This window comes from Streptomyces sp. NPDC086023 (assembly GCF_044540325.1).
Taxonomy (GTDB): domain Bacteria; phylum Actinomycetota; class Actinomycetes; order Streptomycetales; family Streptomycetaceae; genus Streptomyces.
On record NZ_JBITRX010000025.1, the window covers coordinates 84,329 to 100,299 of the forward strand.

Below are 15,971 nucleotides of genomic sequence, written 5' to 3' on the forward strand. Positions count from 1 at the left end.
GTCGCGTGTGGCGGCTCTCGTCCGCGCGCGAACGGCGTTGCGAACGGTGCCGCGAGCTGCGTCGCGAGCTGCGCCGCGAACGGCGTCGCCCGAGGGGGCGGAGCGGCTCGCGCCCGAGGCCTTGGCGCACCGCGCAACCACGTGCTGATCACCTGCTCGGCTCCGGACCACCCCGAGCGGAGCCCTCGCCCGGCGCCCCTGCTCACCCGTCGGTACCCCGCCGATCAGCCAGGGACGGCCCCGGCTCACCGGTTGTCGCTCACCGGCCGTCGGCGGCGCTCGGCGCGGGGCGCCGCGGTGGGACGGGGCCATTTGGTGGAGGGGCCGGTCGGCTGGGGGAGGGGGCGGCTCCCCCATGTCGTGGGGCCTGGTGGCCGATCCCCCGGGGGCTCGACTCGGCTGTCATGACAGAGGCGAAGAAAACAGACATGTCGGCTCATAGCTGTCATTCAGACTGGATCGGGACCGGACCATGCGCACGAACACCCCCCACACCGCACCTGCCGTCATCCGTCCTGACGGGTCCGAAGCGAAGAAGGCGGTTCGCGAGGCGCGCAGGATGGTCTCCGACGTGCTCGACGAGTGCCACCGCTCGGGGTGCGAGGCCGCCGGGAGCCGGGCGGACGACGTCCTGCTGGTGGTCTCCGAACTGGTCACCAACGCGTGCCGGCACGCCGGCGGCGCCGACGAGGTCCGGGTGCGCCTGCAGCAGGGCGAACTGGTCGTGGAAGTCGAGGACGCGTCGGACGTTCTGCCCGAGGAGCCCGCGGACGAGGCGAAGGGCGAGTCGGGCGGCTACGGGTGCCAGCTGGTGACCGCGCTCTCCGATCACTGGGGCGTCGTACCCCGGGACGGGTCGGATCAGAGCGCGGAGGGGGCGGGCGGCAAGACGGTCTACGCCGGCTTCGCCCTCACCTGAGCGGCTCCCGCCCGCCGCCCTCCCCCCACACATCCCCCCGCACCCCACCCGCACGCCGCCCTCCCCCCGCACCCCACCCGCACGCTCTGCACCCCCGCACGCCCATCGGCTCCAGGAGCCCGCCCATGCCCGCACGCCCTGCCGCATCACCGCCGCGCCCCGGGGGGCGACCCGCTTCCGCCGCTGCCACGGCCGCCCCCGCCTCACCGAGGTCCGCCGGGTACGCACCGCTCGCCGTCCTGAGTGCCGCGGCGGGCCTGGACGCCGGCGGGGTCGCCGTACTCAACAGCGCATTGCCCTCGCTGGGCGCCCACTTCGGCACGTCGGCGCAGAACCTGTCCTGGGCGGCGACCGGTTACGCGCTCGCCTTCGCCGGGCTGCTGCTGTGCGGCGGTGCGACGGCCGACCGGGTGCGGCGGCGCCGCGTGCTCGTGGGCGGCCTGGTGGTGGTGGCGGCAGGCGGCGCGCTCGCCTTCGCGGCCTCCGCGTTCTGGATGGTCGTCGCGGGACGCGTACTGCAGGGGGCCGGTGCGGCCGCCACGATGCCCGCGGCCACGGCCCTGCTGACCGCGGTGTACCCCGTCGGCCGGACGCGCTCGCGCGCCCTCGGCGTGTTCTCCTCGGCCCAGGCGGGCTGCTACGGCGCCGGACTGGTGCTCGGCGGCGTGGTCACCAGCGCTTTCGGATGGCGCTGGGTGTTCGCCCTGCAAGCCCTGGCGGCCGCGGCCACCGCGGTGGCCGCCATCCGGTGGCTGCCGGCCGGGGACGTACCGCGACGGCAGCACGGCCTGGACCCGGTGGGGGCGGGCGCGCTGGTGGCCGCCCTCGCCCTGACCGTCCTCGGCGCCGACCTGGCGGCCCGCCCCGGGTGCGCGCCCCTCGCAGGCGTGCTGCTGGCGGCGGCCGCGGGCGCCGGCTGCCTCTGGTGGCGGCGCGGCCGCACCCGCGGAACCCGGTCGGCCCTGCTGGACCCCGCGCTCCTGCGCCTGCGCGGGGTGCGGACCTCGGCCGTGGTGGCGGGGGCGTTCTACTTCTGCGTCACCGGGGCGCTGTTCCTGCTGCCGCTCTACCTCCAGCAGGTGCACGGCATGTCCGCCGCGGCGTCCGGGCTCGCCGTTCTGCCCGTCAGCCTGGCCGTCTGCGCGGCCGCGCTCGTCTCGGGGCGGCTGGCGCACGCCCTCGGTACCCGAAGGCTGCTGGCCGCCGGCCTCGTGCTCACCGCCGGCGGCGTGCTCCTGTGGTGCACGGCGGGAACCCACAGCCCCTACGCGGGAGCGGTCCTGGCCGGCCTGGTCGTCACCGGGATCGGGCAGGGGCTCACGTTCCCCGCCCTCACCGCCACCGGCCTCAGCGGGGTCCCGGCTGAGGACCACGGCACCGCCTCGGCCGTGACGGTCACCGCCCTGCAGCTCGGCGCCGCCACGGGCCCGGCCGTCCTCGCCGGAATCGCCCAGGCCGTCTCCCCGCACCACCACGGCACCCTGTCGCTCGCCGGCCACCACCTCGCCTACGCGGCAGCGGCCGGCCTCCTGCTCCTCGTCGGTCTGCCCGCGACCTCCCGGCTGGGGAAGGACGAGGGGTCCCGGCGGGAGAAGGGCGACGGATGACGACCGCCGCGGCTCGGTACGTCGGCCCGCCGGACGACCGCCGGGCCGTGCCGGCGTGACCGGAACACCTGCCCGGGCGTGCGCAGCCCGCGCCACCGTGTGCGGAACCTCAAGGGACCCCTAAGGCTTCCCCTGCGTATCCCCTTACCGGTGTCCCGGTGTCTGCGCCCCTGCTTACGATCCCCGGCAGGCGGAGGTGGCCGCCGGCCATCGCCTGCCTGCCGGGGTACGGGTCAGCCCACCCTCTCCACCCTCCCCTCCCGTCCCCTACCCGAGGTCCCACCATGAGTCCCCGTGCCGCCGGCCGACGCCGTGGGCAGCGTGCGCCCGTGCCGTTGCGCATCAAGGCGGCGCTGGCGGGCGCGGGCACCCTGGCGTTCGCGGCGGTGTGCATGGCGGGGGCCGACCTCGTGATGTCTCCGGTCGGCGCGCCGGACACCTCCGCCCTCGGCGACCGGGCATCCGTCCTCCCCGAGCCTCCGGGCGGGTCGGTCGCGGTGTCGTCCGATCCGGCGCCCACGCCCCCCGGAGCCACCGCCTCCGCAAGACCGGAGGCCAAGCCGGCCCCGTCCGCGTCCAAGAAGCCGTCCGCCAAGTCCCCCACGGCCCCCAGGACTTCCAAGTCCCCCGCGCCGACCCGCAGCGCGAAGAAACCGGCGCCGACCCCGAGCAGGGCCCCGGCGCCGAAGGCGCAGGCGGCCACGTCCGGCGGCGGTTCCCCGACCGTCGCGACCGGTCGGGCCCTCGAAGTGACCCGCCTGGTGAACTCCGAGCGCGCGGCCGCCGGCTGCCCGGCCCTGAAGACCGACCCCGCCCTGAGCAAGGCGGCGCAGGCCTACAGCAACACCCTGGCTGCCACCGGTGTCCTCTCCCACACGGGCCCGGACGGGTCACAGCCGGCGGACCGCGTCGGAGCGGCCGGCTACGCGTGGTCCCGGACCGGCGAGAACATCGCGACGGGCCAGCCGGACGCGGCCGCGGTGATGGACTCCTGGATGAACAGTCCCGGCCACCGGGAGAACATCCTCAACTGCGCCTTCACCGAGATCGGCGTCGGCGTCACCACCACGGGCGGCGGCCCCTGGTGGACCCAGGTCTTCGGCACCCCGGCCTGAGCCTGCCCCAAAGGCCGGCCGTGGGCACGCGGCCCGCACCCGGACATGATCATCAGGCGTGGCAATCGCCCTGGCCGCCTCATGGCCGTCGCGATCCGCGTAGTCCACCGGCGCGATTCTCCCAGTGAGGTGCCCGCATTCCTGTTCGTCAGGTCCTTACCGGCACACCAGGGAGGCGGCAGGGTCTCCTTCAGGCGGTGGCGAGATCCTCATGCCGCCCACAAGAGGTTCATTTCGAATACCTGCCGCGCATGCGAAGGCGTATTGAAATCGACTGAGGAGGTTTCTGTGGAATCTGATATCGGTATGGCAGTTGCCATGATCGAAAATATCGAAGGGTTGATCGGGGAGGTGCAGGCTGATGCCGATCTTCTGTACCGCATTCGCGCAGCGTATGGAAAGGGCGACATTGTACAGGCCCTCAGGAGTGCCACGCTGACCGAGGTTTCAGACATCGCGAGGGGGCACCTGTGCGGCGTTCTGGAAATGAAGCTCGATCAAGATAACCTGCAGGAAGTCAAGGTCATCCTCGGGTCGTGGTGGAACGGGGAATCCTTCCAGTATGACAGCGGCCGCGCCAGTTACTTTTCAGATTCCCGTTATCGTGCTTCCGCGTCCTGGTCCACGGTTAATCAGGTTGCTGCCGGGAGCGGGAAGCCTCACGTCGGTCGGGACAAGGGGGCGGGGAATCGTTCAAACGGGGAGAGCGGCACGAAACCTTCGGACGCGGACATGCCGCCGGATGAGGATATGCGTAAGGCCCAGGTGCTGCGTGACGGACTCATCAAGATTGCGGTGTCGGGGGGGATGGATGAGAGATCCGCGAGGGAATTCATCAAGAAGGCTGTCGACAGTGCAATGAGTGCGAAGGCGTAGACGTGGAAATCAAAGACGCTGCTACTGCTGGTACTACTGGTATCGAGCGGAAGATAATCAAGCTTATCGACGGGCTGGATCACGAGAAGCTCGTCAAGCTGAAGGAGTGTTTGTACGATGGCGATCCGCTGGAAGACCTCCGGCGCAACCATTCCGCAGACCTTCTGGCGCAAGTGAATGTGCAGAGGTATCGGCAGCAGCTGGTCGCGGCCGATGAGCTCATCCGGTTCCTGCAGGCGCTGATGGCGAGCTCTGAACGTGGAGATGATGATGAGCTGCAGGCTATTCTGAATGGGCTCCAGCTGATTTGCCAGAGCTACAGGGATGGTTATGCGAATGCCCTGAAGTACCGATACGAGAACTTCGAAGACGACCTCCGCTCCTATGATCTGAGCTTTGCGGAAGAGCTTGAGAAGTATCGCGACGTGATGGCCGCCATGTTCCATGTGGAAGACGGGATGGCGGAGAGGGTCAAGCGGGCGGACATAGGCAAGGGTGTGGAGCGGGGCAAGGAGGCTTTCGAACAGCTGAAAGTCAAGCAAAAAAAGGAAAGCGAGGTGGCGAAGAAGATCAAATTCAAAAACAAGGGCTACAGCCTGGTTGAAACGTTTGTGGAAAATGGCACCCTTCCTCGCAATGGCAAGGGGAGTCCGGTCACCTCCGTCCTGAACGTAGGGGGAGCGCAGGTCAAATCCTTTTCAACGGACGGTGTCTCCGCGAACGGGCTTCGGGGCCTCATCAGCACGCTCATGGGCGGAGAAAATCCGGAAGGCAGGGATGTCTTCTGCTGCGGAGAATTCAAGGCTCTCGCGAAGTACCTCGCAGGCAAGGGGGTCAATACCGAGTCCCGGGCGGAGGTTGAAAGGGCGGTGGCCGGGATGGGAACAATGCGCGTGACGTGTCATACTTTTGAATGGCGTGAGGGTAAATGGAACTACCTTGCGCCATGCGGGAACTGCCAGATCTACATGCAAAAGCTCAGGTGGAAATCAAACTACAGTAAGTGAGGTGCCTTGTCTGCGCTCGTGCCATCGGGCACTGGACGCGGCGGGCGTCTCTGATCACGCACCCGGAAGTGGGACCGAGGCTTGGCTGCCGGCCGTCGCCGTCCATGGATGCGCGAGTTCGACCGGCAGTCCCGAGTACGCGGTGCAATGAGTCGGTGCACGGTCGGGCGGACACTCCGCCCGACCGTGTGGATCGCGGTCATCGGACCGACCGGCCGTACGGCCCGAAGCTCCGGTGGTGAACCGACCTGCCGGGGACGGCTGATCGACCGGAACTGCGACGCGTCGCCGGTCCCGTTCCTTCCGGCCGGCTGTGAGTCACGCCTGGGCCGAGACGATGACCTTGCCCTTGGCGTGGCCCGAGGCGCTGCGGGTCAGGGCCTCCCGGACGTCCTCCAGGGAGAAGACGCTGTCGACCCGGGACCGCAGGGCTCCGGCGTCGACCAGCTCCGCGATGCGGGCCAGCTGACCGCCGTCGGGGCGCATGAAGAAGGGCCTGACCCGCACGCCGAACAGCTGCCCCAGATGCTCGGCGTCCGGCGCTCCGAGGATCGACACGAGCGTCCCCCCACGCGCGAGGACGGTGTACGACCGCTTCTGGGTGTCCCCGCCCACGGTGTCGAACACGACGTCGTACTCGCCCGGAACGTCTTCGAAGGCCTGCGTGCGGTAGTCGATGACCCGGTCCGCGCCCAGCCCCTGCAGCCATGCCGCGTCCTCCGCGGCCGCCGTAGCCGTGACGTGCAGACCCAGGTGCCGGGCCAGCTGCACCGCCGCTGCGCCCACCGCCCCGGCCCCGCCGTGGACGAGCAGCCGCTGTCCGGCCGAGACCTCGGCCTGCTCGGTCAGGCCCTGCCACGCCGTCAGCGCGACCAGGGGGATTCCGGCCGCCTCGACGAAGCTCGCGGACGCGGGCGCCCGCGCGACCAGTGCGGCGTCCACCGCCACGAGCTCGGCGAAGGTTCCCGTACGGTCGGGAGCCACCCGGAAGTAGACGTGGTCGCCGACGTCGAACCCCGTGACCTCGGAGCCGACGGACCGCACCACACCGGCGCCGTCACTGCCCAGGCGCAGCGGGAAGGCCGCCTCGGACAGCACCCGCATGTAACCGGTGACGATCAGCCAGTCGATCGGGTTCACACTGGCGGCGCGCACCTCCACCAACAGGTCGGTGGGCCGGAGGTCCGGCTCGTCGACGGTGGACACCCTGACGACGTCCTCGATCTTCCCGTAAGACTCTGAGATGGCAGCGCGCACGACAGTCCGTTTCCTCTTGGTGCAGGTGATGAGCGGCCGCCACGCTAGGCGCCGGGGCCGGCGGCGGCATCGTGCGAACGCATCGCCTGTGAGGGGAGCCGTTCGGGGGACCCGTTCGACGGGCCGGTCGACGGCGACCGCAGCGGCCGGGGGCGACCGCAGCGGCCGGGGGGCGACCGCAGCTCCATGACGCCGAGATCGCTCGCGCGGAGCGGCACGGGCCCTGGATCGATGCCGCCGCCCCCGTGGTACGGCCACCCGTCACACGAGCCGGACCGCGCCGGCGGGCCGGTCGTAGTCGAGCGTCCGCTCGGCCACACCGGCCGACGGGTTCTGCGCACCGACGAACTTCCCCCCGCCGATGTAGAGGGCGACGTGGTACGCACTGCCCTTGCCGCCCCAGTAGAGGATGTCGCCGGGCTTGAGGGCGTTGAGCGAAACCTCCCGGCCGACGGTCGACTGATCCTGGGAGACGCGCGGCAGTTGGACTCCGGCCGCCCTGTAGGCCGCCTGCACCAGCCCGGAGCAGTCCCAGCCGGCAGAACTCGTGCCGCCCATGATGTAGGCGCTGCCCACCTGGGCCCGGGCGAACGCCACGGCGGCCGCGGCGCCCTTGCCCGGCTTCAGTTTGCCGGCCTTGGCCTTGGCTGCCCTCTCCCGCGCCGCCTTTGCCTTGGCCGCCTTTTCCTCGGCGGCCTTCTCCCTGGCGGCCTTCTCCCTGGCGGCCTTTTCCTTGGCCGCCTTTTCCTTGGCCGCCTTCTCCCTGGCCGCCTTCTCCTTGGCGGCCTTCTCCGCGGCCGCCTGCCGGGCGTGTATCTCGCCCTTCTCCTTCAAGGCGTCCGCGGCCAGGGCCGTGCTGGAGCGGGTGAGGGCGCTCAGGTCCAGCTCCATCGTGACGGTGTCGCGGTCGCCCTCCTGGGCGTCGGCCGCCACGGGAGAGACCGCCGCGACGGTGCTGAGCACCCCGGTGACCACCCCGGCGCGCACGGCCGTGATGCCGTTTCGGCGGGACTGCCTGCGATGGCGGCCGGATACGGGAGGCCTGCCCGGTGGTGAGAGGGGACGCCACGACGATCGGTCGGAGGTGGTCGTACGGTCGAGAGCAATCGTGTCGTGGTCGTGGTCGGACATGAGGAACCATCCGTGTTGCTGCGGGTTGCCGCCGTGCGGCGGCGGTTGGGGGTGGGACGTCGGGGCGGGGTTGGTCCGCCTTCGGGCGAGTTCTAACGGGGAGGGCAGAGCCGTACGGAGACCCTGGAGCCTCAGAAGGGGCGTCCCGGCGGCGCGGCGGGGCGCCCGCCGCCGGGGTCCGGCGGGACGGCGGGGTCGGATGAGGACGGCGTCGGCGGAGACGGGAACGTACCGTCCCCCTCGTCCGGCAGCGGGTCCTCCTCCGGCGGCGGGCCGGCCGGGGGCGGGCTCACGGTCGTCGAGGGGGACGGGGGACCGGGGTCGGCCGGCTTCGCGGGAGCGGAAGGGGACGCCGGCGGCGGGACCACCGCGTCGGAGCCCTGCTTCCCCCCGTCGTCCGGGGCCGTGTCCCGGGAGCCGTCGGAACCGGAGGCCGGGCCCGAGGACGTACCGGAGTCGTTCCCGGACGGGGCGGGGAAGTACGTGACCGGGGTGCCCGCGAGGGCCGCCTTGGTGTACGCGGCCCACACCCGTGCGGGGAAGCCGCCACCGCCGCCGGACTGCCCGCCCAGGCCGCTCAGGCTGAGCCGGGCGTGGGAGTCGGGGTCTTCGCGGAAGACGCCCACCGACGTGGTCAGCTCGGGTGTGTACCCGACGAACCAGTACGACTTCTGCTCGTTCGTCGTACCGGTCTTGCCGGCCGCGGGCCGACCGGCGGCCCGGGCCGCCTGGCCGCTGCCGTACGAGGCGTTGACCGTGCTGCGCAGCACGTCGGTGACGGAGTCGGCGGTCTTCGTGCTGAAGACCCGCTCGGACTTCGCTTCGGGCAGGGCCCGCTTCTCCTCGCCGCGGCTCAGCTCCAGGACCATCCGCGGGTCGTGGCGCACGCCCCGGTCGGCGAAGGTGGCGTACGCCCCCGCCAGGTCGAGGGCGCTGGGCGTGGCGACGCCCAGCGGGAGGGAGGGGACCGGGGTGAGTCCGGGGGTGCTGTCGGGCAGCCCCGCGTCGACGGCGGCCTCGCGGACGGTGCTGAGACCGGTGTCCGCGGCGAGTTGCACGAAGACGGTGTTGACCGACCGGGCCATCGCCTCGCGGACCGAGATCGGCCCGTAGCTCTTGCCACCCTGGTTGCCCGGGGCGTACCCGTTGGTCGCGGTGTACCCGTCGTTCCCGTCGTAGCGGGTGCGGGGCCCGATCCGCTCGCCCCGGGAGTCGGTGGCCTCGTCCTCCAGGGCGGCGGCGAGGGCGAACGGCTTGAAGGTGGAGCCCGCCTGGACGTCGTGCCGGGTCGCGTTGTTGACGAACTCCTTGAGGTAGTCGGGACCGCCGTAGAGCGCGACGACCTTGCCGGATTCGTTCTCCACGGACGCGGCGCCCGCTCGCACGTTGCGGTCGACCGCGCGGTCCTGCGGCTTCAGCTTCGACCGCAGCTCCTTGTCGACGGCGGCGACGAGGTCCGCCTGCTTGTCCTTGTCGAAGGTGGTCTTGATCCGCCAGCCGCCGGCGTCGAGTTCGGCCTCGGTCACCGTGCCTGCGGCGATGAGGTAGTCGCGGGCGGCCTGCATGAGGTAGCCGTTCTGCCCCGCCATGCCCTCGTTGCCCTTGGGGGCCAGGGGCTCGGGGAAGACGGCGGCCGCACGCTCCCGGTCGGTCATCGCGCCCATGTCGCGCATGCCGTCCATGACGTAGTTCCAGCGTGCGACGGCGCGGTCCCGGTGCTCGGGGGACTGCTTGACGTCGTAACGGCTCGGGGCGTTGAGCAGAACCGCGAGATAGGCGCCCTGCGCGGCGGTGAGGTCCTTGGCGTCGACACCGTAGTACGAGCGGGCCGCCGACTGGATGCCGTAGGCGCCGCGGCCGTAGTAGCTGGTGTTGAGGTAACCCTGGAGGATCTCGTCCTTGGACATCTTCTGGTTGACCTTGACCGCGATGAACAGCTCCTTGAGCTTCCGCGTCAGGGAGGTCTCCTGGGTCAGGTAGTGGTTCTTCACGTACTGCTGCGTCAGGCCGGAGCCGCCCTGGCGGGCGCCGCCGGTGACGTTGTTGAAGACGGCTCGCGCGATGCCTGCAGGGGAGATGGCGGGATCGGTGTAGAAGCTGCGGTCCTCCGCGGCGAGCGTGGCCTCCTGCGCGGCCAGGGAGACCTGATCCAGCGTCACGCTGGTGCGCCGGGCCTCGCCGGAGCGGCCGATCTCGGTGCCGTCCGCGTAGAGCCAGACGTTGCTCTCGGCAATGGCCTTCTTGTTGGGGTCGGGGATGTCGACGAGGACGTAGCCGGCCCCGAACAGGCTCATCAGCAGCAGCAGGCCGCCCACCACGATCCACAGGAGCGTCTTGGGGCGGGGCACGAAGCGGCGCCACCCCTTGCGGCGCGGAACGGGCGGGCCGCCCGCTCTGCCCCGGGCGCGGCCTTCGCCGCCGACGGGGCCCTGGCCTGTGCCGGAGCCCCTCGGAGACCCGGCAGGACGACTGGCCGCCCGTCCCCCTCCGGGGAACGGTGCGGCCTGACCGCCGGAGCCGAACGGCTGCCGGTCGCGGTGGTGTTCGCGGTGTGGACGCATGCCGCCGAAGCTACGGTCGCCCGCCCTAACGGAGGGTTGCGAGAGGCTCGACGCCGGGCAACGGGGGCGGCGGTGGACACCCCCGGCGGGGGGACGCAGCATCGGTGGCCCCGCCCCCCCCCACGAGAGGACACCGAGCATGCTCCCGAGCACCGCCGTGCCGTCGCCGGGCTCCTTCGCCCCGGAGGACTCTGCCTTCGGCGCCGCCGCGGCACCTGTACCCGCCCCCGGCTTCATGCCCGCTCCACCCGGACTCGGACCCGTACCGCCGCCCGTTGTCGCGGTGCCGCCCGGCGCGTACCGGTACGTGCCCGCCCTGGCCGCCGCACCCACGACGGTCAACACGCCGGTGTACGACGAGATGGTGGCCGAGTGGTCGGCCTTCGGCCGCTACTGGCCCGGCGCCGACGCCTACGCCGCCGAGGCGTACGCCGCCGACGCGGCGGCCGGGGGGCAGGGTCCCGACGCGTACGGCGCCGAGGCGTACGGCGCCGACGTGCCGGTCACGGGGCACGGTCCCGACGCGTACGCCTCCGACGCGTACGCCTCCGGCACGGAGGACGCGGGCCACGGGTACGGCCCCGCCGCCGACGCGCTGCGCCGAGTCCTCCTGCCCGAGGTCTGAGCACCCCATGGGGAAGCACACGGGCAGACCCGTGGCCAGCCGTCCGGGCACGTCAAGGTTCCCGCAACGTCCGGACAGGCCTGCGCAGAGACTTTCGCACCATGAGGAAGGAACCTCTTGAACGTTCAGTACGACTGCTCCGGTGGCCCCGGCCCGGCCGTGGACGAGGGCCCGGCCGGCGAAGGCCTCCGACCCCCCTTCCCGTACGCCCCTGAGCGGGCTCCGGTGTGCTTCGGCCACGAGGCCGGGCGCGGCTACTTCTGGCACTGCCGCCTGTGCATGCTCTTCCACGAGGGCTTCGCCCTGGAGGAGGAGGCGCGCCTCATGCTGCGCACCCACTGCGAGCTCCGACGCGTCGAGCACTGCGTCGGCGCCGCGATCCGCCGCAAGCGCGCGGCCGGCGACACCACCGACCTCACGCCCGCCGAGTTGTCGCACGCCCTCGCCCACGACCCGGCCGCCGTCTGGACGTCCCACACGCCCGGCCGGAACCACCGGAAGGCCGCCCGGGACCGGGTGTGGAGCTGAACGGTGCCTTGAGCACAGCCCTTTCGGGATTCACGTGGCGGTGCTGCCCGCAGAACCCTGGAAACCAGACCGGAAACATACGGAGAATTCATGGAAACCTCTGCCCAGACAATGACGCTCGAGCAGTCCACTCAGATACAGGACTGGCTCGCAAGGAACCCGCAGATCTCCTCAGCCCTCCATGACCATTTCGACGAGTCATGGACGATGCTGCCATGGTCTGATTTCAAGGTTCTTCTGGAGGAGAGGGTCCTCAATCAGGAGCAGACCCACCACCTGAAGACCACGCTCCTCGACCAGGACAGCCTTGTCGGCATGGCCGTGGAGCAGCGGCATCTGGCCCTGATCTACGTGATCTGGGCGGCGCGGCAGCGCGCGCCTCGGGCAAAGGCGAAGCACGTCCCGGAGGAGGCGATCAATGCCATGGGGCAATGGCTCGCCGCAAACGATCCAAAGCTCCTCAGTGCGATCAACAAATACGCGGAAGTCCTTTCTGCGTTCCATTGGGAAGGTGTCCAGAATTTCGGCATTTTTCAGCCGAGGCAGCTGAGCGCGCTGAACACCGCGGTGCGCACGCTCTGGTCGGGGTTTTCGGCGGATACGTACGTCACCTCGCTCCTGCTCGCAGCCCGTGGGTACTCCGGCGGCTCTGCGGCGCAACAGGAACCTGCACTGGAAGAGGATGATTCCGCGGCGGAGGGAGAGGGGGAATCCGAGGAGGCTCCTCTGCCGGAAGGTGATCTCCTGGCAATGAATTCCTGGCTGCTTCAGAACCCAGGTATTCGAGAGCAGATCGCGAAGAGCGCGGATGCCCTGGCCGATTATGACTGGGACACTTTCGAGCACGCCGCTCTCCTGAAGAAAACGGACGCCAAACTTCTGAAAATCGAGGCGGCGAGGCTGTGGAAGGCTCATTCGAAGGAGAATGAGAAATTCATCCCCGCTTTGCTGTACATTGTTCGGACGTTTGCGGGCCCCGGAGCGGACTCTGGGCCAAGCTGGCTCACCCCTCGGCACAAGAACATGATTGAGGTCCTCTGGCCGGGGGCGGACCCGCTCGATATTCTTTCCATACTGCTGCCGAACTGGCCCGATCAGGAAGCGGGCGATTGCGTCAGGCGGCTCAACGCGAAGCTGGAGCGTCGAGTCGCCAAAATGAAGCCCCCGGGCCTCGATTACCCGGAGGTGATCGAAGCCACCATCAGTGGCGTAACCCGCAAGAAGCCGGTGGAGAACGGCACGTACAAGGCTCTGGTCAAGGATGGTCGGGGGGACAAGGTGTACGCCCGGGGAGGGATTGACAAGCCGACCAAGAATTCGCATTGGCATCACAAGGCGACGCCGGCGGAATCGCCCGAACCCGATGCCGCGCAGAAGGATGTCATTGCGACGGCCAAGGTGTTTGCCGCAGACCTTGCGCGTGCGGCTGCGAGTCACCTTTGGGAGCTTTCCGGACAGCTCGACGGGGTGCTGACCCCGGAGGCGAAGATGATCCGCAAGCTCTATGTGAACCTCCTGAACGCGAATCCGACCGTAGGATCCGTCACGGAAGCGGCAACCTTCTACGAGACGCTGGCCGAGAATCTCGATGGAATCCCGGTGCTGAACTGGCACAAGGGCCACGAACGTCAGGGACCCGATGTCACGGATTCCGTCAGGGCGTTCACCACCCCGGGGCGGGCAGATATACCCGTGCATGTGACGCCGGCGTTCTACGAGGTCAGTCCGGAGATGCAGGCTTTCGACCTTCTGCATGAATCCACGCACATGTACCACTCCACAACGGACGATGGAGGGTCGGATGTGGGCAACCTGCGGAACAACTCTGAAAAGGGGCTGGGTCTGCAGCGTGCGTACAACATCGAATGGTTCGCCCGGGCGGTGTTCAGGGCCGACGTTCCGCTGCCTGGCGGTGCCACATCGGACGACGAGCCCGACAAGAAGTACCTGAAGAAGGGGCAGGCAAATGCTCCGATCGTTTCCCGCCCGATGTCCGATGACCAGACGGATGCGGTGGAGGCTGCCAGGGCGAGCGCGGCCGGCCACGTGGACAGGGCCCTCAAGTACCTTGAGGCTGCAGCCGGAGGGGGTCACAGCGAACTGGCCGTCGAATGGTTCGGAAAATCATGGAAGAGCAGCCTCCCGCACCTCAGGAAGACGTTCGCCGATATGAGTGCGGCGATCGGCAGGATGCCTGTGCTTCTTTATGGCGGCGGCGATTTGAAGGCCAAATTCACGGCGTACACCGATTTCGGGAAGGCTGTTTATGTGGCGGACGCGTTCTTCGATGATTTCTCGGCCGAGGGCAGGGCCTTCGTGATCCTCCACGAGTCCAGCCACTATGTCCACGAGGAAATCCTCGATCATGACCTGTCCCGGGCCAACGGAACCAGCATTCCGGGGGCGCGTCTCATCGCCCAGGCCAATCAGGGGACGGCGGCGTACAGCGCCTACAACATCCAGTACTTCGCGGAAAGCGTCGCGGGCCGGACGGTCTGACGCTCCCTCGACCACGTGATTGCCCGATGGGTTTCGCTTTCGCACATGGTCGTTTCGCATGGGAAGCAATAGGGTCCGGGTGTCGTCAAGCTCCATGACATCTGGTCTGGACGGCAACGTATCCATAGAGAATGAAAGGGTTCGCCTTGGTACCCGACATACCGGCAATTTCGAACGCGCGTGACATCCTGCGATTCTCGCCGCAGTTCTCTTTCATGGAAGAGGTGAAGTCCAGATACAACGTCTCGTGGACTCTCGCCACGACCTGGGGGCAGCTCGATCTGGCGTTCCAGGACTCGGCCGAGACCTTCCGTGTCTTCAAGGGGATCCTGGAAGACGCATGGGCGGCCTGCTTCGACGACGATGACATCCGCGATGCGTCGAGCGACTTCACGGTCGGGCTCTATCAACTCCTCGGCCTGGACCGTGTGCAGGCTGCCCCCCAGGCCAACCGTTCGGTGGCCGCTGCTGCGGTGCAGCAGGGTCAGACGGCTGCCCGGCAGGCTGCCTCCGGGCAGTCGACTGCCGTCGAGCAGGGACGCCGTGAAACCGAGCCGCCGACGAGCAGGAAGAAGACGCAGGCGGTCACTTCCACTGACCTCTCGGGCGATCGCGCCGAGCTCGTGGAGGCGCTCCGTGAGGAGGCGCTCGCCTATGTCAGGGCAGCGCAGACGAAGGCAGGCGCTGCGGCCAAGGGGGTCTCTGCCGCCGAGGAACTGGTGTCGAAGTGGTTCGGGCGCCGAGCCCTGGACAAGATCGGCGTCCTCACCGAGACCTACAGCCACATGGCGGCACACCTTCCGGCCGCACCCGTCCGGATGTACCAGGGTGGCGGAGACGAGAAGTCCCAGGAGGGCAAGTTCGTCGCGTTCACCGTGGCCAAGGAAGCGATCTACCTGGGTGAAGGCTTCTTCGAGAAGGATCGCACCAAGCAGGCCATCATCTTGATGCACGAGTCCGCCCACTACGTGAACGCGCAGATCAAGGATCACGGCAACTCCGGCTCAACGCCGAAGGCCAAGCTCCAACGACGTGCTGGTGAGGACATGATGGGCACCATCGAAGCCCTGACCTGTGCGTACAACCTCCAGTACTTCGCCGAAGACTCTCTCTGAGAGGTGCTGAGATGCGTGGGGCCCCTCGTGCAGGAGCACGAGGGGCCCTTCCGCGTCCACCGTCGCGACTACTCGACGGTGACGGACTTGGCGAGGTTGCGCGGCTTGTCGATGTCGCGGCCCAGGTGCAGGGCGGTGTGGTAGGCGAGGAGCTGGAGGGGGATGCCCATCAGGATCGGGTCGAGTTCGTCCTCGTTCTTGGGGACGACGATGGTGTGGTCGGCCTTCTCCTGCTCGGTGTGCGCGACGGCGAGGATGCGGCCGCTGCGGGCCTTGATCTCCTCCAGGGCGGCGCGGTTCTTCTCCAGCAGGGAGTCGCCGGGGACGATCGCGATGGTGGGCATGGCGGGCTCGATGAGGGCGAGGGGGCCGTGCTTGAGTTCGGAGGCGGGGTAGGCCTCGGCGTGGATGTAGGAGATCTCCTTGAGCTTCAGGGAGGCCTCCAGGGCGACCGGGTAGCCGCGGACGCGGCCGATGAACATCATCGACTTGGCCTCGGCGTACTGCGCGGCGAGCTTCTTGATGTCCTCCTCGCCCTGAAGGATCTCCTGGATCTGGGCGGGCAGCTTGCGCAGGCCCTCGATGATCCGCTTGCCGTCGGCGACGGACAGGTCGCGGATGCGGCCCAGGTGCAGCGCGAGCAGCGCGAAGGCGACGACGGTGTTGGTGAAGCACTTGGTGGACACGACGCAGACCTCGGGGCCGGCGTGCACGTACACGCCGCCGTCGGC

13 protein-coding genes are annotated in these 15,971 nt (G+C 69.3%); 9 read left to right on the forward strand and 4 right to left on the reverse strand.

Annotated features, from left to right (window positions below):
• The first annotated feature begins 472 nt into the window (after positions 1–472).
• From ACIF6F_RS33130 to ACIF6F_RS33150, 5 genes are all read left to right on the forward strand, one after another.
• Positions 473–919, forward strand: a complete 447-nt coding sequence (locus tag ACIF6F_RS33130) for an ATP-binding protein (protein WP_399955678.1) — start codon at positions 473–475, stop codon at positions 917–919.
• Between the two features lie 125 nt (positions 920–1,044).
• A complete protein-coding gene (locus tag ACIF6F_RS33135; RefSeq protein WP_399955681.1) occupies positions 1,045–2,526 on the forward strand; it encodes an MFS transporter in 1,482 nt (493 codons plus the stop codon).
• Positions 2,527–2,855: 329 nt separating this feature from the next.
• Positions 2,856–3,641 carry a CAP domain-containing protein gene (locus tag ACIF6F_RS33140; RefSeq protein WP_399955684.1) on the forward strand — a complete coding sequence of 262 codons (786 nt, stop codon included), beginning with the start codon at positions 2,856–2,858 and terminating at the stop codon, positions 3,639–3,641.
• Between the two features lie 288 nt (positions 3,642–3,929).
• Positions 3,930–4,517, forward strand: coding sequence for a hypothetical protein (locus ACIF6F_RS33145; RefSeq protein ID WP_399955687.1), 588 nt, complete (start codon positions 3,930–3,932; stop codon positions 4,515–4,517).
• Positions 4,518–4,519: 2 nt separating this feature from the next.
• Positions 4,520–5,524, forward strand: a complete 1,005-nt coding sequence (locus ACIF6F_RS33150; RefSeq protein ID WP_399955690.1) for a hypothetical protein — start codon at positions 4,520–4,522, stop codon at positions 5,522–5,524.
• 318 nt (positions 5,525–5,842) lie between these two features.
• Here ACIF6F_RS33150 and ACIF6F_RS33155 read toward each other — a convergent pair whose 3' ends face one another.
• From ACIF6F_RS33155 to ACIF6F_RS33165, 3 genes are all read right to left on the reverse strand, one after another.
• Positions 5,843–6,781: an NADP-dependent oxidoreductase gene (locus ACIF6F_RS33155; protein WP_399955695.1), complete on the reverse strand. Its 939-nt coding sequence runs from the start codon at positions 6,779–6,781 to the stop codon at positions 5,843–5,845.
• Positions 6,782–7,042: 261 nt separating this feature from the next.
• Positions 7,043–7,768, reverse strand: coding sequence for a C40 family peptidase (locus tag ACIF6F_RS33160; RefSeq protein ID WP_399955697.1), 726 nt, complete (start codon positions 7,766–7,768; stop codon positions 7,043–7,045).
• 275 nt (positions 7,769–8,043) lie between these two features.
• Complete coding sequence (locus tag ACIF6F_RS33165; protein WP_399955700.1) at positions 8,044–10,260, reverse strand: transglycosylase domain-containing protein; 2,217 nt, start codon at positions 10,258–10,260, stop codon at positions 8,044–8,046.
• A 352-nt stretch (positions 10,261–10,612) separates the two neighbouring features.
• On the opposite strand from ACIF6F_RS33165, the gene ACIF6F_RS33170 reads away from it, so the two are divergent.
• The 4 genes from ACIF6F_RS33170 to ACIF6F_RS33185 all read left to right on the forward strand — a co-directional run bounded on the left by ACIF6F_RS33170 (position 10,613) and on the right by ACIF6F_RS33185 (position 15,240).
• On the forward strand, positions 10,613–11,098 hold the full coding sequence (locus tag ACIF6F_RS33170) for a hypothetical protein (protein ID WP_399955703.1): 486 nt from the start codon (positions 10,613–10,615) through the stop codon (positions 11,096–11,098).
• 117 nt (positions 11,099–11,215) lie between these two features.
• Entirely contained in the window at positions 11,216–11,626 is a 411-nt protein-coding gene (locus ACIF6F_RS33175) for a hypothetical protein (RefSeq protein ID WP_399955706.1), read from the forward strand.
• A 90-nt stretch (positions 11,627–11,716) separates the two neighbouring features.
• Positions 11,717–14,125, forward strand: a complete 2,409-nt coding sequence (locus ACIF6F_RS33180) for a hypothetical protein (RefSeq protein WP_399955709.1) — start codon at positions 11,717–11,719, stop codon at positions 14,123–14,125.
• Positions 14,126–14,256: 131 nt separating this feature from the next.
• Positions 14,257–15,240 (forward strand): hypothetical protein, encoded by a 984-nt coding sequence (locus ACIF6F_RS33185; protein WP_399955712.1) that lies wholly within the window; start codon positions 14,257–14,259, stop codon positions 15,238–15,240.
• Positions 15,241–15,308: 68 nt separating this feature from the next.
• On the opposite strand, the gene ACIF6F_RS33190 is transcribed toward ACIF6F_RS33185, so the two are convergent.
• Positions 15,309–15,971, reverse strand: a 663-nt coding sequence (locus ACIF6F_RS33190) for an SIS domain-containing protein (protein ID WP_399955715.1), incomplete at its 5' end; no start/stop codon positions are given.